The 18,649-nt window shown below is 68.3% G+C and carries 19 protein-coding genes; 7 read left to right on the forward strand and 12 right to left on the reverse strand.

Annotation, left to right across the window (positions count from 1 at the left end):
- Positions 1 to 81: 81 nt before the first annotated feature.
- Together OG811_RS29955 and OG811_RS29960 are read left to right on the forward strand one after the other, a co-directional pair.
- Positions 82 to 963, forward strand: a complete 882-nt coding sequence (locus OG811_RS29955; RefSeq protein ID WP_406070532.1) for an IclR family transcriptional regulator — start codon at positions 82 to 84, stop codon at positions 961 to 963.
- A gap of 394 nt (positions 964 to 1,357) precedes the next feature.
- Positions 1,358 to 1,996 (forward strand): DNA alkylation repair protein, encoded by a 639-nt coding sequence (locus tag OG811_RS29960; protein ID WP_406075980.1) that lies wholly within the window; start codon positions 1,358 to 1,360, stop codon positions 1,994 to 1,996.
- A gap of 41 nt (positions 1,997 to 2,037) precedes the next feature.
- On the opposite strand, the gene OG811_RS29965 is transcribed toward OG811_RS29960, so the two are convergent.
- A complete protein-coding gene (locus OG811_RS29965; protein ID WP_406070534.1) occupies positions 2,038 to 2,661 on the reverse strand; it encodes a hypothetical protein in 624 nt (207 codons plus the stop codon).
- Positions 2,662 to 2,785: 124 nt separating this feature from the next.
- Between OG811_RS29965 and OG811_RS29970 the strand changes: the two genes are divergently transcribed.
- Positions 2,786 to 3,382, forward strand: a complete 597-nt coding sequence (locus OG811_RS29970; RefSeq protein WP_406070535.1) for a VanZ family protein — start codon at positions 2,786 to 2,788, stop codon at positions 3,380 to 3,382.
- 170 nt (positions 3,383 to 3,552) lie between these two features.
- Here OG811_RS29970 and OG811_RS29975 read toward each other — a convergent pair whose 3' ends face one another.
- Both OG811_RS29975 and OG811_RS29980 read right to left on the reverse strand, forming a co-directional pair.
- A complete protein-coding gene (locus OG811_RS29975) occupies positions 3,553 to 3,855 on the reverse strand; it encodes a MerR family transcriptional regulator (protein WP_272612109.1) in 303 nt (100 codons plus the stop codon).
- A 603-nt stretch (positions 3,856 to 4,458) separates the two neighbouring features.
- Positions 4,459 to 4,881: an ATP-binding protein gene (locus OG811_RS29980; RefSeq protein ID WP_406070537.1), complete on the reverse strand. Its 423-nt coding sequence runs from the start codon at positions 4,879 to 4,881 to the stop codon at positions 4,459 to 4,461.
- Between the two features lie 198 nt (positions 4,882 to 5,079).
- On the opposite strand from OG811_RS29980, the gene OG811_RS29985 reads away from it, so the two are divergent.
- On the forward strand, positions 5,080 to 5,445 hold the full coding sequence (locus OG811_RS29985) for an STAS domain-containing protein (RefSeq protein WP_406070539.1): 366 nt from the start codon (positions 5,080 to 5,082) through the stop codon (positions 5,443 to 5,445).
- Here OG811_RS29985 and OG811_RS29990 read toward each other — a convergent pair whose 3' ends face one another.
- From OG811_RS29990 to OG811_RS30010, 5 genes are all read right to left on the reverse strand, one after another.
- A complete protein-coding gene (locus OG811_RS29990) occupies positions 5,446 to 6,474 on the reverse strand; it encodes a PP2C family protein-serine/threonine phosphatase (RefSeq protein WP_406070541.1) in 1,029 nt (342 codons plus the stop codon).
- A 419-nt stretch (positions 6,475 to 6,893) separates the two neighbouring features.
- Positions 6,894 to 7,820 (reverse strand): SpoIID/LytB domain-containing protein, encoded by a 927-nt coding sequence (locus OG811_RS29995; protein ID WP_406070543.1) that lies wholly within the window; start codon positions 7,818 to 7,820, stop codon positions 6,894 to 6,896.
- A 77-nt stretch (positions 7,821 to 7,897) separates the two neighbouring features.
- Positions 7,898 to 8,674, reverse strand: coding sequence for a peptidase inhibitor family I36 protein (locus tag OG811_RS30000; RefSeq protein WP_406070545.1), 777 nt, complete (start codon positions 8,672 to 8,674; stop codon positions 7,898 to 7,900).
- A 53-nt stretch (positions 8,675 to 8,727) separates the two neighbouring features.
- The gene (locus tag OG811_RS30005; RefSeq protein WP_406070547.1) at positions 8,728 to 9,456 is read right to left on the reverse strand and encodes a peptidoglycan-binding protein; all 729 of its coding nucleotides are present in this window, start codon (positions 9,454 to 9,456) and stop codon (positions 8,728 to 8,730) included.
- Positions 9,457 to 9,853: 397 nt separating this feature from the next.
- On the reverse strand, positions 9,854 to 10,861 hold the full coding sequence (locus tag OG811_RS30010; RefSeq protein ID WP_406070549.1) for an NBR1-Ig-like domain-containing protein: 1,008 nt from the start codon (positions 10,859 to 10,861) through the stop codon (positions 9,854 to 9,856).
- Between the two features lie 126 nt (positions 10,862 to 10,987).
- Here OG811_RS30010 and OG811_RS30015 point away from each other — a divergent pair, with 126 nt between their 5' ends.
- Both OG811_RS30015 and OG811_RS30020 read left to right on the forward strand, forming a co-directional pair.
- Complete coding sequence (locus tag OG811_RS30015; protein ID WP_406070550.1) at positions 10,988 to 11,404, forward strand: hypothetical protein; 417 nt, start codon at positions 10,988 to 10,990, stop codon at positions 11,402 to 11,404.
- Positions 11,405 to 11,783: 379 nt separating this feature from the next.
- On the forward strand, positions 11,784 to 12,905 hold the full coding sequence (locus OG811_RS30020; RefSeq protein WP_406075982.1) for a cellulose binding domain-containing protein: 1,122 nt from the start codon (positions 11,784 to 11,786) through the stop codon (positions 12,903 to 12,905).
- A 166-nt stretch (positions 12,906 to 13,071) separates the two neighbouring features.
- Here the strand turns inward: OG811_RS30020 and OG811_RS30025 are convergent, their stop codons facing one another.
- Together OG811_RS30025 and OG811_RS30030 are read right to left on the reverse strand one after the other, a co-directional pair.
- Complete coding sequence (locus OG811_RS30025) at positions 13,072 to 13,392, reverse strand: TraR/DksA family transcriptional regulator (RefSeq protein WP_406070552.1); 321 nt, start codon at positions 13,390 to 13,392, stop codon at positions 13,072 to 13,074.
- A gap of 528 nt (positions 13,393 to 13,920) precedes the next feature.
- Positions 13,921 to 14,679, reverse strand: coding sequence for a TetR/AcrR family transcriptional regulator (locus OG811_RS30030; RefSeq protein WP_406070553.1), 759 nt, complete (start codon positions 14,677 to 14,679; stop codon positions 13,921 to 13,923).
- A 111-nt stretch (positions 14,680 to 14,790) separates the two neighbouring features.
- On the opposite strand from OG811_RS30030, the gene OG811_RS30035 reads away from it, so the two are divergent.
- Positions 14,791 to 15,990: a DUF418 domain-containing protein gene (locus OG811_RS30035; protein WP_406070554.1), complete on the forward strand. Its 1,200-nt coding sequence runs from the start codon at positions 14,791 to 14,793 to the stop codon at positions 15,988 to 15,990.
- A 374-nt stretch (positions 15,991 to 16,364) separates the two neighbouring features.
- Here the strand turns inward: OG811_RS30035 and OG811_RS30040 are convergent, their stop codons facing one another.
- Both OG811_RS30040 and OG811_RS30045 read right to left on the reverse strand, forming a co-directional pair.
- On the reverse strand, positions 16,365 to 17,621 hold the full coding sequence (locus OG811_RS30040) for a cellulose-binding domain-containing protein (protein WP_406070556.1): 1,257 nt from the start codon (positions 17,619 to 17,621) through the stop codon (positions 16,365 to 16,367).
- A 521-nt stretch (positions 17,622 to 18,142) separates the two neighbouring features.
- Complete coding sequence (locus tag OG811_RS30045; RefSeq protein ID WP_406070557.1) at positions 18,143 to 18,376, reverse strand: hypothetical protein; 234 nt, start codon at positions 18,374 to 18,376, stop codon at positions 18,143 to 18,145.
- Positions 18,377 to 18,649: the final 273 nt, after the last annotated feature.

The raw sequence follows: 18,649 nt of genomic DNA on the forward strand, positions 1-18,649 counted from the left end.
GGTTGAAGAAGGACCGCTCGTCCCGAGGACGGATGTCGTAGGTGGACGTCGGTCGGATGAAATTGCAACGATCGTAGCGTCATGTGCAACGGCGTCAAGTGGCGGTTGCGCATCGCGGCGACTAGATTGCACATGGTGCAACGGCGGCGATTGTGCCTCCGTCGCCTGAGGAGGGACACAGCCTTGGCGCAATCGATTCGCCGCGCGATCGACCTCATCCGCCGATCGGCGGAGCACCCGCTGTCCCTCACCGAGGCCGCGGACGTGCTCGGCGTCCACAAGTCCACGGCCCTGCGGATCCTGCAGACGCTGGAGTCCGCGCGCTTCGTGCGCCGCACCGGTGCGGGCACCTACGTGCTCGGCAGCGGGCTGATCGAGTTGTCCGAGCTTGCGCTGGGCTCGATGGACCTGCGCCAGTTCGCCGCCGCGCACCTACGTGCGCTGCAACGCGAGACCGGCCACACCGCGCACCTGGCGCAACTGACCGGCGACGAGATCATCTACATCGACAAGGTCGACAGCCCGGCGTTCGACGCCGTCAAGCTGCCGTCCCGGGTAGGGCGCGCGGTGTCGATCTACGCAAGCGCCGTCGGCAAGACGATCCTGGCCTACCTACCTCCAGAGGAACGCAACCGCCTCCTCTCCCACGTCGTCTTCGAGAGGTTCACCGACACCACCCTCGCCGATCACGACTCCCTCGAAGCCGAACTCGCCCGCATCCGCGAACGCGGCTGGACCACGGACAACGGCGAGCACGACGCCTACGTGATGTGCGTCGCCGCACCGATCAGGGATTCGCGAGGGGCGGTCATCGCCGCCGCCTCGCTCACCGCGATCGAGGTCATCGCAAGCCTCGACCAACTGAAGAGCAAGCTTCCGCTGCTACTGGAGACTGCGAACCAGATTTCGTACGAACTCGGCTACACACCGCCGACCTCCGCAAGCCCGGACGAAATCAGATGACAGCCAGTCGATTGATGAACGCCGCAGCGAATGATCGAGGGAGTAGCGAATACCGCCGGCCAACGGGGACGTCCCCCCTGGCCCACGCTGCTGTCCGCCGAAGTCACCAACCGTCGCCGCTGAAGCAACACCTCGTGAAGCCGATCGGCAGAGCGCGCCCCGCCACGCCGCGCCGCGCCGATCTGCAGTTTCGGTCGCCGAGATGCGTGGAATGCCCCCTAAGTCGAGGCAGAAAGTGCAAGATCGCGAGAAAGGGACAGTCCGGCGGCCTGGAACCGCACCGCCGGGTCCGGATCGGAGAGCCGACTTCCGTCGTACGCTGCATCTCGCACGCGACAAGCAGGAGGCTGCGGTGGCCGGGACGACGCTGACCGAGACGACAGTGGCCGAGGTGATGGCCGAGTTGGCCGCGCTCGAGGACCCGAAGACACGCGAGGTGAACGAGAAACGCGGTGACGATCACGGGGTGCACCTCGGCAAGCTGCGCGCGCTCGCGAAGCGGCTGAAGACACAGCAGGATCTCGCGTGCCAGCTCTGGCAGACGAATGACACCGCAGCGAGACTGCTGGCGATCCTGATCTGCCGTCCGAAGGCGTTCGAGCGCGACGAGTTGGACGTCATGCTGCGCGAGGCGCGTGTTCCCAAGGTGCACGACTGGCTCGTGAACTACGTGGTGAAGAAGAACCCGCACTCCGAAGAGCTGTGCCTGGCCTGGTCCGCCGATCCGGACCCGGTGGTCGCGAGTGCCGGCTGGGCGCTGACCACCGAACGCGTGACGAAGAAGCCCGAGAGCCTCGACCTCCCGGGGCTGCTCGACGTCATCGAGACGGAGATGAAAAACGCCCCGGATCGCCTGCAGTGGGCGATGAACCACTGCCTGGCTCAGATCGGGATCGAGCACGCCGAGCACCGCGCCCGCGCGATCGACATCGGTGAACGACTGGAGGTGCTGAAGGACTATCCGACGTCCCCGGGCTGCACGTCTCCGTTCGCGCCCATCTGGATCAGCGAGATGGCGCGCCGCGCGCGATAAGCAGGAGTTTCCCTCTCGACTTCGGTGGTGGATCAGCCCGGTCAGGCGGCCGGTGCGCTGGCGGGTGACCGGTGGCCTCCGTGGCACGCGACCAACGCGTCCGCCACGACTTCGGCATCAGCCTCCGCGACGTCCGCTGGGTACTCCGGTAGCAGGTCGTCCCAGACAACCAGCCACGACCCGTACAACTGGGCCTGCCCCTCGGGCCGAGCGAAGAACCAGACGTGCAGGTGGGCTCCACCATCACCGATGCGGTAAACGTGGGCCCGCGAGATGTGCGGCAGCGCCTGGATGTGGCGGACGATGCGAGTGCTCAGGAGGCCCAGTTCGGCGGCCAGATCGTCAGGCAGATCCGCCATGTCGTAGTGATCGCGCGGATGCAGCATGAGCACCAGGGGGACGCCCACTCCCGGAATCCGGACCAGCCGCCAGTTGTCGTTGAGCCAGATTCCTTCGTCCCGGTCGCGGCAGGCGTCGCAGTCCGACGGATCCTCTCCGTGCCGCGCGGGCTCGGGGAGGACTGGAGGGCGCAACGGTGCCACGCGCAGTCCGTCCGGCTCGAATGGACTGATCTCCCATCCCGTCATGCGCGCCAACGGGAGACGCTGCTCGCCGTCCGCGACGGCGACTGCGTGGTCATAGAACTCGTCCGGTCGCAAGGCCATCGGCGAATGCTAGTACGACCCGCGCGGCTGCGACGGCCTGCTCGTCGCGCCGACGCCGGAAGCCCGCCTGATCATCAAGACGAGGCCCCGGTAGATTTCGCGGTCGGATGGAAGCAGAGGTGACATGGTCGAGGGGTGGCACGGCTGGTTCGGCACGTTCAATGGCGTGGTACTCATAACGGTGGCCGCACTGCCGTTTGCCGCCCTGGCGGTGTGGTCTCTGGCATGCCGTAGGAGCGTCACCGGCAGCACCACCTCGGCGTGGCGGAAGTCGCTGGCCGAGGTCGGCATCGTCTACGGGACGGTGCCGTGGGTATGGATGATCATGTTGCCGGGCGAAGGGGCCGGTGCCGTCCCCGGTCGGGTGAGCCTGCTACCACTGCGGGACCTGGTCACGATCTTCGCCGACGGGGGGCCACTGACAGCGACCGTCCAGGTCGTCGGCAACCTGCTGGTGTTCGCGGCACTGGGATTCCTCGCCCCGCTGCGGTTCGCGGCGCTGGCGTCGGTGCCGCGGATCCTGACGCTCGCGGCGGGCAGCTCGGTCCTGGTCGAGGCCGCGCAGTACGTCCTGCAGCTGGACCGGGTGTCCTCCGTGGATGACGTACTGCTCAACACCGCTGGCGCCGGGCTGGCCGCGCTGGCGTCGCGCCGCTGGTGGCGCGCTACGGTGCAAGCGTCGTCAGATCGGCCTCGATCGGCCCCGGTACCGGGCCGCTGAGCCGCCCCCGGTATGCCGGTCAGCGGCCTGGGCGTGGGGCCGCCCCTTGTCGTGGGTGCGGCGGTCATCGCCTTGATCCGGCTGCTACTCCCTCCGCGGACGACAAACGGCCCCTGCCCTGACGGGTGGGACCGTGTGGCGCTCGGGTATGCCGCCCCGGGCGGGTTCACTCAGCTCTGCTGGTGTCGCTCGTTGCGTCGAAGGGCCTCTTCGAGTTGGTCCTCGAGAATGATGATGCGGCAGGCCGACGCCATGTCGGTGCCCTGGTCGCACATCTCCCGGGCTCGTGCGGCCAGCCGCAGTTGGTAGCGGGAGTAGCGGCGGTGCCCGCCACCGGAACGCTGCGGGTCGATCAGTTTCGCGTCGCCGAGCCGGCGCAGGAAGTCCTGCGAGCAGCCGAGGATCTCGGCGGCGCGGCCCATCGTGTAGGCGGGGTAATCCTCGTCGTCGAGCATGTCGCCTGATTGGGTCATGGAACCTCCATCACGAGGGCCCCGGTGCTCGGAAGCACCGGGGCCCAAGGGTTGTGGGTCAGGAACACCATCTACCGACGGAACGTCGGCTTGTCGTATCCGCACCAGCCCTCAGTGAAGGCATCGGGTGCGAGGATCGCATAAGCGTGACCGGAGACCACCTCTCGTTCGAGGGAAACTACGGTGTCCGCGCCAGCCCACGCTTGCGGCTGACGGCGGGCGATCCAACGGTGTAATGCCCTCCCTTGCCTCTGATTTCCTCTGTTGTACTCCGTGCTGTCCGTCGGTGTCCGAGCCCCACGCGACTTCATGGCCCTGACACGTACGACGAACCGTCCTTGCCTCGGGTGCAGCCCTGAATCAGCATCGACCCCACCCGCTGTCATGCCCGGCCGCGCATCACGTCCGGTTACCACTGAAAACGTCTCGTGCGTACTGCTCCTTCGCCCTCGTGCGGGGCGGTTACGTCAGCGTCTTTGTTTACTTCGTTCTCGACCTCAGGAACGTTAGCCGACGGTGAAGAGGATGTCTAGTGCCTCGCACATAGATTTTCTCTGCGGCGGCGCGTTGCGCTCGAGGGTTGCCAGGAAGGTCCCGGCGGCATCACCCGGCCGGTGCCGGCCGTACGTCGGTGAGGTGTTTGGTGATGCGGAGCAACACCTGGTCCGGTGGGCCGGGGATGAAGGCGGCCTTGTCGGCGAGTGCGGCGATCAGGGGCAGTCCACGGCCGCCGACGGTGAGCGGGGCGGGGAGGTCGGCGGCGAGTCCGGACCCACTGGGGGTTCTGCCGCGGTTGCCAACCTCGATCAGGCAGACGTCGTCGTCGACGATGATGGTGATGTCCACGGTGCTGTCAGGATCGGCGTGTATCACCGCGTTGGCGCATGCCTCGGTGATCAGCACGGCGAGGTGGCCACGAGAGTCCTCCGCGGCATCGGTGAGGCTCAGCAGAGCGTTGAGCACCTGACGGGCGCAGGTCACCGAGGACGGCTCGCGCGGGAGCGACAGCGTCATGCTCAGTCGCATTACGCAGCCCCTCCCCCGGTCCGTGCGTGAACTGCCGGGCTACTGCGTCACACCCTAAGGCGGGATGCTCCGGCAGTGATCAGCACTACCCGACGTCGCTGGGATGAAACGGTCAGGCACCGGCTCGCCGTACGTCCGGCGGCGGTTCGCCCGCCCGGCGCATAGGGTGAGCGGGACCATCGGCGCGGAGGGGTTGTTGTGGATCTGCTGTTGTCGGCCCGGCCGGGCCGGGATTGCACCGTGCTCGAGGTGCGCGGTGAGCTGGACATGGCGACTGCCCCGCAGTTGCGCGAGAGTCTGCAACGGTTGGTTGACGCCGGTGACCGTCAGGTGATCGTGGATCTGGCCGAGGTGGGGTTCATGGACTCCAGCGCGCTGGGCGCGCTGGTGGTGATGTTCAAGACGCTGCGTGATGTCGGCGGTCGGTTGAGCCTGGCCGCGGCGCAGCCCGCCGTGCGCAGCGTCCTGACGGTGACGTCAGTGGATCGAGCCATCCAGGTCTACGACAGCGTGCAGGCGGCTGAAGCCGGCCCGCCGTCGACCGACGACGTGACAGGCCGGTAGTCATTCGGCCAGCGCGGCGCTGGCACGCGCCTGGTCCGCGCCCGCACTGGTAGTCCGGTCCTCGCTGTGCCCGCTGTGCCAGTCGAGAATGAGCAGGGTCGCGTCGTCAGGCAGAGTTGGTCCGCTGACCTCCAGCACGGCATCCGCCAGCGCCCGGACAGCCTCGCGGGGGTGCAAATCGGTGATCGACCGCAACATGGCCGGTAGATCCAGGTTGGCGGCGTCGCGCTCCCGCATGCCATCGGTCACCACGACCAGACGGTCGCCCGGCCGCAGCGTGATCTCGCCGGCGCGGTAATCAGCCTCGGGGAACATGCCCAGAGGGAAGTTGGCCGGTAGCGGCAACACCTCGGTTTGCCCGTCGCGTACCAGCAGTGGCGGCACGTGCCCGGCGTTGAGCAACGCGCACACCCCGGTGCCCAGGTCGAGACGGCCGAGGACCGCGGTCATGTAACTGCCGGGCACCGCGGCGTGTCCAGCCACGTCGGCGTTCGCGGCGGCGGCCTGCTCCACCAGACCAGCCGAACGACGGCGGCTGTTGCGCAGACTGCCCACGCCCAGGGTGGCCGTCAGCGCGCTGGCCACCCCGTGGCCCATCGCGTCGGCGACGCTGAAGTGCAGCACGTCCCGACCGATGCTGTAGTCGAAGGTGTCCCCGCCGATGCTGGCGGCGGGTTCGAGCCAGCCGGACAGGGTGAACGCACTGCCCTCACACGTGAACGAAGAGGGCAGCAGGCGGCGCTGGATCTCCCCGGACAGGGTGAACGGGGTGGTGCGTTGCCCCCACTCGAAAAGGTCGGTGTACCGCCGGTTGGCGATCACCACGTACGCCAAGGTGTGCGCCGTCCGGGCGATTTCCTTCAGCACCCCCGGCCCGGGCTCGTCCGCCAGGACCATCTCCAGCAGGCCGATCGCCTCACCGCGGTCGGTCACCGGCGCCAACACCGTCCACCCGTCCGACTGCGTCACCACCTGCACCGACTGGGTGCGGAGCGCCTGCTCGGCGGGACCGCCGTCGAAGGGCAGCACCGTGCCTCATCACCGTGCCGACGGACCTCACCGGCGTCGTCAACCGGCACGTGCGCCAACCGGACCAGCGCCCGGCCGCTGAGGTCCGCGATCAAAAACGCGACCGTACGTGCCCCCAGCGCCACACCGAGTTCACGAGTGACCGCCTCGACCGCCTCGACCGGCGAAGCGTCTTCCGCCGCATCCAACATATCGGCCATGTTCCGCCCCCGACTGCTGTCCACTGGTCGGAGCCTACGAGATCCCACGGCCATCGCCGAACACGGCGATCGTGACAGCAGCAACTCCTGGGACAACTCGCCGATCGCGAACGCGCCGGCCCCGGCCGTCCATCTCCGTAGACCCTCGCGAGATGCCCGCACCCACCGGTGCGCCGCCCGCCGCGGATCTGCGGCGGGCGGCGCGGTTGGCGCGTGACGTCAGGAAAGGGCCACGTCGCTGTAGTAGTAGCGCAGAATCGCCTGGTAGTTCTTGCCCGCGTTTGCGAGATCACGCGAGCCGTACTGCGACAGCCAGTCCCCGTCGACCCAGCCACCGCACGCGGTCGTGGTCGCGCAGTAGTGCGCCCGCAGGATGTTGCCACTCCGGGTCATCCGGGTTGACCAGGTGCGGTCCACCGCAGAGGACGTCGACGCCTGCGCCGACGACGGCCGGTAGACCTGGTCGGCGGTGTCGTCACGGACGTCGTAGCACTGTCCGCCGGAAGTCTTCCGGGTCGAGTGCAGCGCCCAGTACCAGCCGTAGCTCTTGACGGCTACGGCACCGGCCTCCAGCGAGGCGTCCGGCCAACTCGTCACCCACTCGTTCGGAAGGACGTTCTTGACGTACGTCTTGAAGTCGACCCGGTCGACGCGCCCGAGACCGACCCGGTAGACGAGGATGGTGCTCGGCAGCTTGCTGTTGGTGCCGTCCGTGCTGCAGCCCGTCGGCCCGCTCAGCAGTTCGTGCGAGGCGTTGTTGTTCTTCAGGGTGGCGTTGAGGTTGCCTTTCGCCCCGGCCGCGAAGTCCTGGCTGGCACCGGCGAAGTTGCTGTTGAAGTAGACCCGCACGGTCTTGCCGGTACGGTTCCACACCGACGCGGCGTTGTTCTTCACGCACAAGGCCTTACCGGCGCCCGCTCCCTTGAAGTCGTAGCAGGTCGGTTGGGTCGTACCGTAGTCGTCCAGGGAGTCGGTGAAGTCGGAGACCGAGCCCGCCTGGTTGCTGTTGTAGTAGTAGCAGAACTCGCCGCTGTCACAGCTCCCGTCGCGGTCGGCGGCGGACGCCACGCCCGGCGCCACCGCGACGCCGGCGAGCGCCACCGCCAGGACGGCCAGAATGCCCGGAACTCTCTTCAGGATGTTCATCCGCGACCGCCGAAGTGGAGCAGGTGTTGGAAGTCCGCCTGGGCGCTGCTCAAGTGCACGCGCGAGCGCATGCCGGGTCACCAGCCGCTCGGGACGTAGGCCCAGCCCAGGTAGTCCGACCGGTCCCGGAACGTGCTGGTCTGGTAGACGCTCGGTCCGGTGCTGATGGCGCTGTTGCCGCCGATGGAGAGCATGACGTGCCCGGCCGACGTGGTGGACGTGAAGAACACCGCCGTTCCGGCAGGCGGCACCGAGCCGGTGTGAATGCGCCCGCTGTCCCGCTGCCACTCGTAGTGCGCGCGCGCCGTGAGGAACCGGCCGCTGGTGCCGAACGCCCGCTCGACGAACAGCTCGCACTCGTTGTTCCAGTCGGTGTGCCCGAGCCGCGCCTTCGCGAACGCGACAGCCTCGGCCGCGCGCGGGTCGGCGGGGAAGCTCGTCGAGCCGCCGATGTCGTGCGAGGCGTTGTTGTTCTTCAGCGTCGCGTTGAGGTTGGCCTTCGCCCCGGCCGCGAACGACTGGCTCGCTCCGCCGAAGTCGCTGTTGAAGTAGACCTTCACGGTCTTGCTGGTGCGGTTCCACACCGACGCGGCGTTGTTCTTGATGCACAGGCCCTTGCCTGCGCCCGCGCCCTTGAAGTCGTAGCAGGACGGCTGAGTCGTGCCGTAGTCGTCGACCGACGCAGTGAAGTCCGAGATCGAGCCAGCGTAGTTGCTGTTGTAGTAGTAGCAGAACTCGCCGCTGTCGCAGACCCCGTCCCGGGCCGCCGCCGACGCCGGCGACGCGACGCTCAGGATGGAGGTGGTCATGGCGAGTGCCGCGCCGACGACGGCGAGGTTCCTACGGATGTTCATGGTGTCCTCTCATGGACGGTTAGCGATGGTTGGTGGATCGGATCTGATGCGGGTCACTGCCCGCGCTGGTACTGCTCCCAGGTCTTGATCGGAATCCGGGGACCGTCGTCCGGGCCACCATTGGCCAGGCCGTTCATGCCGAGGTAGTAGTCGCCTACCTGGTGCTGCGCCTGGCTGGACAGGTCCGTGTCGTTGATCGCCGCAGCGTGGATGTGCCACGGCCAGTCACCCTGACTCGGGTTGCGGACCCAGGCGGCGAAGCCGACCTGGCGCAGAGCCTGAACGACGGCGGTGCGCTTGGCTGCGGTCATGCCGGTGACCGCGATGTCCACCACGCCCCCGCCGTCGTGCGTACCGGCCGAGGTCGGGTCGCCCCCAGGGTTGTACGAGCCCTGCTCGAGCACCAGGGGGTAACCGAGCAGGCGCTGGGCCTCGGTCAGCATCGCCTGCGTACGGGCGTCGACGACGTACCCGTCACGCTGGACCTTCGCCCCCGGGCCGATCGTGTTGCCGACGGTGTAGCGGTTCTGCCCGAGCTTCGTCAGCGACGTCGTGCCGGGCAGCCCGTTCGCGCCCAGGCCGGTGTAGCCGAGAGAGCGCTGGTAGGCCGCGTACGCCGAGACGGTCTGGGTGCCAAAGTAGCCGTCGACCCACTGTGCGTTCAGCAGGTTCTGGGCCTGGAGCGCCTGCTCGACGGCGAGCACGGAGCTCTTCGCGCCCGGGGTCAGTGTGTTGTCGGCACGGCGGGGGTCGATCTGGGCGGCCAGGACGGTGGCCTCCATGTCCACGACAGGCCGCGCGGCCGTGGTGATGGTCCGCTGCGCTGTGGCGCCGGATGTCGTGGCCGACGCATGGGCCGGAACGCCGACGCCCAAGCAGAGCGCGGCGAGCCCGACGGTTAACCAGGGACGACGCAAAGTCCATCCTCCTCGTAGGTGGTGAGTCGCGTTCGGAACGAACATCACCTTGCGAGAAGCGGCCTACTGTTCGGTACCCCCGTAGTGCTGTCAGATCCGTCAGTCCTCACCGACCTCGATGGATGCGGTGTTGTCAGCTTGGCTAGCGCCCGGACTGACATCGAGGGTTCGCACCCTGACACCGGTCCGGGCGACCCGGGGCCCGGGAGATGGACGGGGGTGGCGGCCCGGCGGGCTTGACTGCGGCTACCGCCAGGCGTGCTCAGGCGACGACGGTGACCATGAAGTACACCGGCCGACGGGTGGGAAAGTATGCCTGCCCATGCTCGTCGACCATTTTCCAGCTGACCCAGCACTTCCCGGGGCGGTTCGGCGCGGTGACCCGAACTCGGATCATCACCTGCTCGCCGGGCGCCGTGTCGCCGATTGGCACCCGATCCGGTGTCTGGCAACCGCCAATGTCAGCGGTGGGGCTCGTCCGTGCCAGGTAGCGGTTGTGCCAGTCGACCGTTCCCACGTTCGCGAGGGCCCACACCTTGTCGAAGCTCTCGTTCACCTTCACCTGGGAACCGTCGGGGACGGTGATGTCGCCGACGAACTTGCTCGCGTCCCCGGGAATCAACGAGTCCGAGAACGCTGTCGATGACGGCGACGCCGTCAAGGCGTGGGAGCCGTCCGGGGATGACCGGCCGCGGACGGCGACGCCCACGACAGCGACCGTCGCCACCACCACCACCGTCGCGGCTGCGGCGAGCCACGGCAGACGGTGCCCTCGCGCGCCCGTGGCCTCGTCCTCGGCCTGCGGGTACTCCGTAGCCCGCAGCGCGCCCTGGTCCTGCGGCGACGACGCAACGACGCCCGAACCGACAGGCCCGTGGGCCGCCGGAGCGTCCGGGGCGTCAGACGTCCCGGCGCCAGTCGTCCTGCCGTCCACAGTGATTGCGGTTTCGGCGTCGGTCAGCGAAGCGGGGATGGCGTGGACCGTTCCCAAGCGCTGAGCGTCCTCCCATCGGCACCGCCACTGGACCTCGTCCGCCTCGCAAGCTCGGACGAACTCCCGGGTGGTCTCCCACGAGGGAAACCTGGTCCCGGCGGCGGCCTCGTGCAGCGTCGTGTGCGAGATCCGGCCCGACCGCCCAGCCATTTTCCGGAAGGACGGGTCACCCGCGGCGGTCCGCAGTGTCCGCAACTGTTCGGCGAAACCTTCGGCGGCTTGTCTGTCCTGAATTGCCTCGGTGGCGGCACGCTGGTCCTTCAATCTATCCCCCATGTCAGACACCGGCGACAAGCGTTGTCAGAGTGTGTCAGAGGCTACCGAACGGGCCACGGCGGTCATCAATGTGGTGCATCGACGACACCGGGCTCGACGGTCCCGGTGTATTGAAGGAGGTCACCGATGAAGAGCCTTTCCCGACGTAGCGTGCGCATCCTCACGGCCGCCGGGCTGGCCGTGCCCGCGACGCTGGCATTCGCCGGACCCGCCCACGCCGAGACCAACCCGCGCTGCGCGAGTTCGGTGCAGATCGGCGCGACGGCATACGTCACCGTCGGCGGTCAGACCGCCGCATCGGTCAAGCAGTACAAGGGCTGCGGCAAGAACTACGCATACACGTACGTGTGGCAGCAGTACCGGGCGAGCCATGGCTCGTACCAGGTCTGCACCTCGATCGTCACCGGGAACACGCTGCGCGATTTGCAGTGCTCGAGCGGCCCGGATGTCTGGTCCCTGGGCGCCAACACGCTGGCGGTGTGCACCCGGGCCCTCGGCGGGATCTCGGACGTGGCGCAGAAGGAGACCGAGGAGCGCTGCTGACCGACGAACTCGACGTTCCTCGGCGGGGCGCTGGGCATCGCCAGCGCCCCGCTCTGTCGGCAGCCCACCCCTCGCAGGCTGACGCCGGTCATGACCCGTCAGGCCAACCGAGACATTGACACTTTTCGTTACGGCAGTGATAGTAACTGCACACAGCTCCCGTCGGATCGCCTGTGGGGACCGCGGCCGGGTGGTCGACGCGCCCACATCGACCTGGCCCGTGGCCAGCGCTGACCTCCTTGGTCGGGGCGTGAATGAACAACCGCCACCGCCGCCGCAGGGAGTGCCATCGCGAGATCCGCTGGAGGGTTGAATGAGAATGAGATCGAAGATCTACGTGGCATTGGCGACCGCCATCGTCCCGGTCGCCTCCGTGATCATGGCGATCGGCGCCACACCGGCCAGTGCCGCGATCGGCGGCTCCGGCCCTTATCCCGCCGACTATGAAACCTCGGCCAACCTGCCCAATCACACCGTCTTTCGGCCCCAGACGCTTCCGTCCGAGCGCCTTCCCATCGTCGTGTGGGGCAACGGCGGCTGCTCGGCCAACGGCCTCTCCCAGGGCAACTTCCTCCGCGAGATCGCATCCCACGGCTTCCTCGCCGTCGCCAACGGAGCTCCGAACGGATCCGGCTCCACCACCTCCCAGATGCTCACCCAGTCCATTGACTGGGCTGTCGCGGAGAACTCCCGGCAGGGCAGCAAGTACTACGACAAGCTCGACACGACCAAGGTCGCCGTCGCGGGCTTCTCCTGCGGAGGTCTGGAGGCCTACGCCGTCTCCAACGACCCGCGCGTCACCACGACCGGCATCTTCAGCAGCGGCTTGCTGAACGATGCCGACGATTACCAGCTCAGGAGACTGATTAAGCCGATTGCCTACTTCATCGGCGGGTCCAGCGACATCGCCTACCCGAACGCCATGGATGACTGGGGCAAGCTGCCGGCCGGGCTGCCCGCGTTCATGGGCAACCTGAACGTCGGGCATGGTGGCACCTACGACCAGCCCAACGGCGGCGAGTTCGGCCGCGTGGCAGTGCTCTACCTCAAATGGCGCCTGAAGGGCGACACCACCGCCGGCGGCAACTTCGTCGGCGCCAACTGTGGTCTGTGCCGCAGCCAGTGGAACGTCCAGCAGAAGAACCTGACGCTCGATGACGGCGCGCCGCCCACCACTCCCCCGACCACGCCACCCCCCGGTGGGACCCCCACCTGCGCTGCGGTCTATTCGGTCCAGGACCAGTGGAACGGCGGATTCGTCGCCAACGTCAGCGTCACCGCGGGCACCACCGCGCTCACCGGCTGGCGGGTCACCCTCAACCTGCCGAGCGGAGCTTCGGTCAGCTCGGTGTGGAACGGCGTTGCCAGCGGCACCAGCGGCACCGTCACCGTCGCGAACCAGAGCTACAACGGACGACTGGTCCCGGGTCAGACCACCAGTTTCGGATTCCAGGGCACCGGAAACGGCAGCGGAACCACCGCCACCTGCACCGGAAGCTGAAGCCCACCAGCACCGCAGCAGGACCAGGTCGCTCGACGGGCCGGCACTCAGGCACCGGCCCCGCGCAGGAGCACGGCGCGGGGTTCGAAGCGTACGGCGTCGCGGACCTGGCTCGCACCTAACGGTGTGTGGCTGCCGTGCCAGCGGCGCGGCAGCCACACGGGCGTCACTTGTTGTGCTTTTCCTGGCACGGCACGCAGAAGCGAGCGTGCGGAAGAACCTCGAGCCGCTCGGCCGGGATGTTCTTGCCGCACTTCTGGCAGGCACCGTAGGTGCCGTCGCTGATCCGGCTCAGCGCACCGGTGATCTGCTCGATGTTGCGGCGGGTGGCCACCAGCAGCGCGGCCTGGTTTTGGGGGTCGCCGGTGTCCGCGTTGAGCTCGGTCAGTTCCCGCAGCCGAGCCGTCTGTGTGGCGAAGTCTTCCGCCAGGGACGCTCGCAGGTCAGCCAGCCAACTTTGATCGACAGCACGATGATCGACGCTCATGGTCTACCTCTCCGAAAAAGAAAAAGGGCCGAAGCTCGAATAGCTTCGCCCTAGCGGTCGTTCTGGGATGCAACGATTCCGCAGGAGGGTCTCGGCCGATTTGCGGCGGACTCGACAGCTTGTGCGTGGGTGTGGTGTGCAACTCGCGGACAACCGGCACCCGCATCCCGACCCTCAGCCGTGCCCCCGTCGCCACGCGGACAGCGCCAAGCGCCGCCAGCTCAGTGACGGCAGGCGAGCGGAAAGTCACCGGCGGCATGCCTCCACCATAGGTCGATGCATACCCTAAAGCCAACGCCTTCGGGCCAAATGCTCGCCAGCGCTGGTCTTCACGGAAACGGCTCGGTCAGTTGGGATGGGTCGGGGTTCCGATGCGCACGTCGACGACATCCGTCGACGGCTCACCGCCGCCAATCCCTCACCCACCGGCAGGGCCGCGACCCTGCTGCCCTGGCTGGGCCGACTCCCCATTCCGGCAGCAGCCCTCTGGGGCGAAGGTGTCCTGGTGCTGCTCAGCAGGACCTCGCCTCAGGAGCCGGACCGTTCAATTCGGACGGCGACGCCGTCGAGGATCAGGTCCAGCCCGAGCGTGAAGTCCGCGTCGGCGATCGACGCATCAGAAGCGTCCGACGGCGCGTCCTCGAACAGTGTCGAGGAGAACAGCCGGGCAGTCTCGGGGAAGCGCTCGGGCTCGACGAGCCGCACCAGCGCGCGACCGTAGTCGCGCTCGGCGTCGGCCTGTCCCTGGCCTTCGGCCCTGCCCTCGGCGAGGTCGCTGTACAGCCGCACCGACTGCACGACGTAGCCACTGATCAGCGACAGGACGCCGATCTTGTGCGCCCAGTCGAAGCGGGTGCGGGACAGGACCGCCAGGCCGGCCTCCATCCAGGCGATCTGGTTCGGCCCCGACGGCGGCCCGGAGGTGGGCACGCGCGTCAGCCACGGCCGACGGTGGAACACCGCGCGCTGCTCGAAGGCCCAACTGCGCAGCCCGTGGCGCCAGTCGTCGGTGGGGATGCTCGGTGGCGTGCCCATGGCGGCGTCGGCCATCAGCTCGATCAGTTCGTCCTTGGATCCGACGTACCGGTAGAGCGACATTCCGGTGAAGCCGAGGCTCTCGGCGACCTTGGGAAGGGTCACGCCGCCGAGCCCGTCGCGGTCGGCGATCTCCACGGACGCCGTGACGACCCGGTTGACGTCGAGGGCCGCCGGCCGCCCGAGGCGCGAGGACTCCAACCTGCCCCACAGCCTGCGCAGCCGAGCCGGAATGAAGTCCTCGCTGGTCATGGCCCCCTCGTTCGCCTCCCGGAAATCAGGCCCCATCATGCCAGACGGCTTTAGTGTGCCTGTGATACTTTCTCAAACAAACTAAAGCAGGCTTCGGGGAGAGGGACGACCATGAGCGTTGACACGGCACCACGGCGGGCATTGAGAGGGCCGGTCCTCCGCGCCGAACGCGCCCTCGCGCCGGACCTGACCCGGGGAGCGATGCTGCTGATCATCGCCCTGGCCAACGTCGCCGGGGTCGTCTTCGCCGGCGAGCCCGGCCTGGATGCCACGCCGGCGGGCATCGAACGCGGCCTCAACTTCCTGCTCTTCGAGCTCGTCAACGCACGCGGCTACCCGGTCTTCGCCGTGATGTTCGGCTACGGACTGGTTCAGCTCGCCCGGCGCCAGGACGCCTCCGGCGCCACACCCCAGCAGGTCCGCTCGGTGCTGTTGCGCCGCAACCTCTGGCTGATCGCCTTCGGGTTCGCGCATGCCGCGCTGCTGTACTACGGCGACTTCCTCGGCGCCTACGGCATCGTCGGGGTCGTGATGACCGTCCTGCTGCTGCGCCGCAGCGAGAAGGTCCACCGGATCGTCCTGGTGCTCTGGGCGTTGATGGCGGTGGAGATCCTGATCCTCGGCGCCATCGTGGCGAGCAGAATCGCGGGTTCAGGCGGGTCCGCGCCGCTGCCGGCGGGCCACGTCGACTCCCTCGCCGCGTCCGGCTACCTTGCATCCGTCGTGGATCGTCTCGGCGAATGGCCGATGCACACGCTGACCGTCGTGCCGTTCATCGTCATCGCCTGGCTGGGCATGTGGGCCGCCCGCCGCCGCGTCCTGGAGGACCTGGCCCGTCACCGGACCCTGCTCACGCGGACGGCCGTCCTGGGGCTGGGCGTCGCCATCGCCGGAGGTCTGCCGGCCGCCCTGCTCAGCGCCGGATGGCTGCACGTCGACAAGCCCACCGCCAGCCTGATCCTCACGCTCCACGGCGCCAGCGGCATGTTCGCCGGTCCGGGCTACGTGGCGGTCTTCGGCCTGATCGCCCTGCGGGTGAACCGGCCCGGCCCCGTCGTCGGCGCGCTCGCCGCCCTGGGCCAGCGCTCCCTGTCCGGATACCTGTTCCAGTCGGTGGCGTGGCTGCTCCTCCTGGCGCCCTTCACGCTCGCCCTGGGCCAGCGCCTCGGCAGCCCCACGGTGTCCGGCGTGCTCATCGCGGTCACCATCTGGCTGGCGACCGTGCTGATCGCCCGCCTGCTCGACAAGTGCGGGCAGGCCGGACCGGCCGAGATCGTCCTACGCCGGCTGACCTACGGGCCTCGGACCTAGGACTGCACCCCGACCGCGCACAGGTTGTCTGACGCCGGCCGGCATGCACGGGCAACGAGGCAGCGCGTCCATGACCTGTAGAAAAAGGTAGGGACACCCGGGGTCTTTAGGACCTGTTCCCCGCCGTTCAGTGCTCCCCGCTGCTCCCAAGGTGCGCCCCGACCGGACATCGGCAAAAGGCCGTCGGCGTACGAGTGAGGGTGCCCAGGACCGCCGACCAGGCGTTATGGAAGGTCAATACGAGACCGTTACATCGCCCCCGGAGACGGTTGAAGATGATCAAGGGTGTGACACATCTACCGGGCCACACCCTTGATACATCTACCGGGACATGACAGCCACAGCTGACGGTTCCCGTCCACAATCTCGAAGGGTCAGCAGCCGATCCGGCTGGACGCGACCGCGACGTCGTCATACCAGAGGGTGTCGGCCCCGCCGCCGTAGCTCTCCCAGCCCAGTTTCAGGTCGGTGAGCTGCGGCCGCCAGGTGCGGTTGTACCACTGGCTGTCGATGTCGTGCGTCGGTACGCCGTCCGCGGTCAGCCCGGTGATGGCGGTGCCGTCCAGCCAGGTACGGAGCTGACCGGCCGAACCATCCACCATGAACTCGACGCAGGCCCACCGATTGGTGGGTAGCGGCACGCTCTGCGCCACCCCGGCCGGGCTCTGCTCGGGCAGGGTCGCGTCGTCGGAGGCACGGTTCCACTGCATGGCGCCGTTCTGGCCGCCCATCCGCAGGTCCTTGTTGCCGTCGGCGGCGTCGACCATCGCGATCATCGTGGTGTGATCGGTGGGCTGGGCGGTGGTGTGCCGTACCCAGACCCGGCCGTACCGCACACTGCCCACGCTGCCGAGGATCTTCGTGGACCTGATGAAGACGTGGTTGCAGTACCCGGCGGCGCCGTTGATCCGGACCGCCCGGCTGCCGCTGTGCGTGGTGGCCGTGTCGATGGTGGCCGTGCCGGCGCCGGAACAGTCCGGGTTCACCACCGTCCAGTCGCCCGACGGCGTCGAGCCGGTCTGGTTCTCAAAGCCGTCGCAGAGCACTGCCCCGGCGCACCCGGTCGGCGGCGCCGTGGTCGGCGGCGCGGTCGTCGGCGGCGCGGTCGTCGGCGGCGCCGTGGTCGGCGGCGCCGTGGTCGGCGGCGCCGTGGTCGGCGGCACGGTCGTCGGCGGCGCAGTGGTCGGCGGCGCAGTGGTCGGCGGCCCGGTGCCGTTGCACGGTACCCCGTTCAGGCTGAACCCGGTCGGCGCGCTGCCGCTGGAGCCGAACGTGCCCTGCACGCCGAACTCGGTGGTGCCGCCGGCCGGGATACTGCCGTTGTACGACACGTTGCGGGCGGTCACCTTCGGTCCGGACTGGCTGACCGTGGCGTTCCAGCCGTTCGTGACACGCTCGTCCCCGGCGTACGTCCAGGTGACGGTCCACGTGGAGACGGCGGTGTCGCCGGGGGCGACCTTGATGTTGGCGGTGAATCCGCCGGGCCACTGGTTGGGCGTGTAGTCGACCCGGCAGCCTTGGGCGGCCGCTGCCGGGCCGGTGAGCAGGGCCGTTCCGGTCGCGGCCACGGCGGCGACCAGCGCGGCGACGACCGCCAGGGTCGACGCGGGACGGGCGCGGAGAATCGTCATGAAAGGTCCTTCTGTCATCGAGCTGGACGGAGGCGGCGCGGCGGCGCGCGTCCTGGACGGACGCAGCGCGACAACGCGCCCTGGGTGCGGCGCGGCGGTGCGCCACAGCGACTGGTCGATGCGTACGACCGAAGTGCCCGGCTCGGGGTGGACCTGTCAGTCGCCGACGGCCCGGTTGCCCGGACCCCGACGGTGCCCATCCTCAATCTATTGACAAGTTCCTATCTAATCAAGCTTCAGCGTTCCGGGTGGGATCACGCCGCGTGGGATCGGTGTCTCAGATGACGGAACCGCACCATTGCGAGAATGCCGATCACGGCCCGTACGGTGCGGCTTCTCATGCCGGTGGCCGCGCTGCTGCTCCTGGGCCTCGCACTGCTGATCCGCGCCGTCGACGACGGGGCGCTGCGGCAATACTCCGGCAGCGCTGTACGCGTCGATGGTCTGGACCATGGTGTCGTTCTGGCGTCAATTACTCCCGCTTTCTCACCTGCGGAAGTGATCCGAGGCGCTGCCGGGGGTCAACCGTGCTGCGCCGCGGGCCTGCTCACGGGCCCATGAGAGGGGGCGTCGATACGCCCGCCGAGCGTCGGAGCGATGCGCTCGTCGAACTGGCTGGCGATGTCGCCCGTGGGGAAGCCACCATCCTGCCGGCGACGTCGCAGCGTGAGCGTGCCCGCCGCTCCGGTTACCGCCCCAGCCGCGAAGGCAAGGATGAGCGCCTGCCGCGCGGAGGACTTCCACTTTCGTGCCATGGCTACTCCCTGAATCCAACGTGACCGAGTAGCCCTGATTGTCGGCCTCGACCGCCGAGGTCACGCACCTAATCGCCAGATATCCATGAAGCTGAGCACCACTTGCGCGTCGGCCGCTGTGAGCTGCCGATTCCTCCTGCGGAGACGCGGCCGTGAGGAAGACTGGAACGGTCAGCGGCGGGTTCGCTGTCGATCTCTGTGACACCGGGATGGATCGCGCAGCTGCCTGATCATGGATGACGGCGGAGCCGGCGAGCTGATCGGCCCGGTTTA

Source organism: Micromonospora sp. NBC_01638 (assembly GCF_045209745.1).
Taxonomy (GTDB): domain Bacteria; phylum Actinomycetota; class Actinomycetes; order Mycobacteriales; family Micromonosporaceae; genus Micromonospora.

What these genes read in the sequence shown, in the direction of transcription:
- OG811_RS29955 (WP_406070532.1), top strand. Translation starts at nt 82, where the DNA reads ATGTGCAACGGCGTCAAGTGGCGGTTGCGCATCGCGGCGACTAGATTG.
- OG811_RS29960 (WP_406075980.1), top strand. Translation starts at nt 1,358, where the DNA reads ATGGCCGAGTTGGCCGCGCTCGAGGACCCGAAGACACGCGAGGTGAAC.
- OG811_RS29965 (WP_406070534.1), bottom strand. Translation starts at nt 2,661, where the DNA reads ATGGCCTTGCGACCGGACGAGTTCTATGACCACGCAGTCGCCGTCGCG.
- OG811_RS29970 (WP_406070535.1), top strand. Translation starts at nt 2,786, where the DNA reads ATGGTCGAGGGGTGGCACGGCTGGTTCGGCACGTTCAATGGCGTGGTA.
- OG811_RS29975 (WP_272612109.1), bottom strand. Translation starts at nt 3,855, where the DNA reads ATGACCCAATCAGGCGACATGCTCGACGACGAGGATTACCCCGCCTAC.
- OG811_RS29980 (WP_406070537.1), bottom strand. Translation starts at nt 4,881, where the DNA reads ATGCGACTGAGCATGACGCTGTCGCTCCCGCGCGAGCCGTCCTCGGTG.
- OG811_RS29995 (WP_406070543.1), bottom strand. Translation starts at nt 7,820, where the DNA reads ATGAACATCCTGAAGAGAGTTCCGGGCATTCTGGCCGTCCTGGCGGTG.
- OG811_RS30000 (WP_406070545.1), bottom strand. Translation starts at nt 8,674, where the DNA reads ATGAACATCCGTAGGAACCTCGCCGTCGTCGGCGCGGCACTCGCCATG.
- OG811_RS30005 (WP_406070547.1), bottom strand. Translation starts at nt 9,456, where the DNA reads ATGGAGGCCACCGTCCTGGCCGCCCAGATCGACCCCCGCCGTGCCGAC.
- OG811_RS30010 (WP_406070549.1), bottom strand. Translation starts at nt 10,861, where the DNA reads ATGGGGGATAGATTGAAGGACCAGCGTGCCGCCACCGAGGCAATTCAG.
- OG811_RS30015 (WP_406070550.1), top strand. Translation starts at nt 10,988, where the DNA reads ATGAAGAGCCTTTCCCGACGTAGCGTGCGCATCCTCACGGCCGCCGGG.
- OG811_RS30020 (WP_406075982.1), top strand. Translation starts at nt 11,784, where the DNA reads ATGGCGATCGGCGCCACACCGGCCAGTGCCGCGATCGGCGGCTCCGGC.
- OG811_RS30025 (WP_406070552.1), bottom strand. Translation starts at nt 13,392, where the DNA reads ATGAGCGTCGATCATCGTGCTGTCGATCAAAGTTGGCTGGCTGACCTG.
- OG811_RS30030 (WP_406070553.1), bottom strand. Translation starts at nt 14,679, where the DNA reads ATGACCAGCGAGGACTTCATTCCGGCTCGGCTGCGCAGGCTGTGGGGC.
- OG811_RS30035 (WP_406070554.1), top strand. Translation starts at nt 14,791, where the DNA reads ATGAGCGTTGACACGGCACCACGGCGGGCATTGAGAGGGCCGGTCCTC.
- OG811_RS30040 (WP_406070556.1), bottom strand. Translation starts at nt 17,621, where the DNA reads ATGACGATTCTCCGCGCCCGTCCCGCGTCGACCCTGGCGGTCGTCGCC.
- OG811_RS30045 (WP_406070557.1), bottom strand. Translation starts at nt 18,376, where the DNA reads ATGGCACGAAAGTGGAAGTCCTCCGCGCGGCAGGCGCTCATCCTTGCC.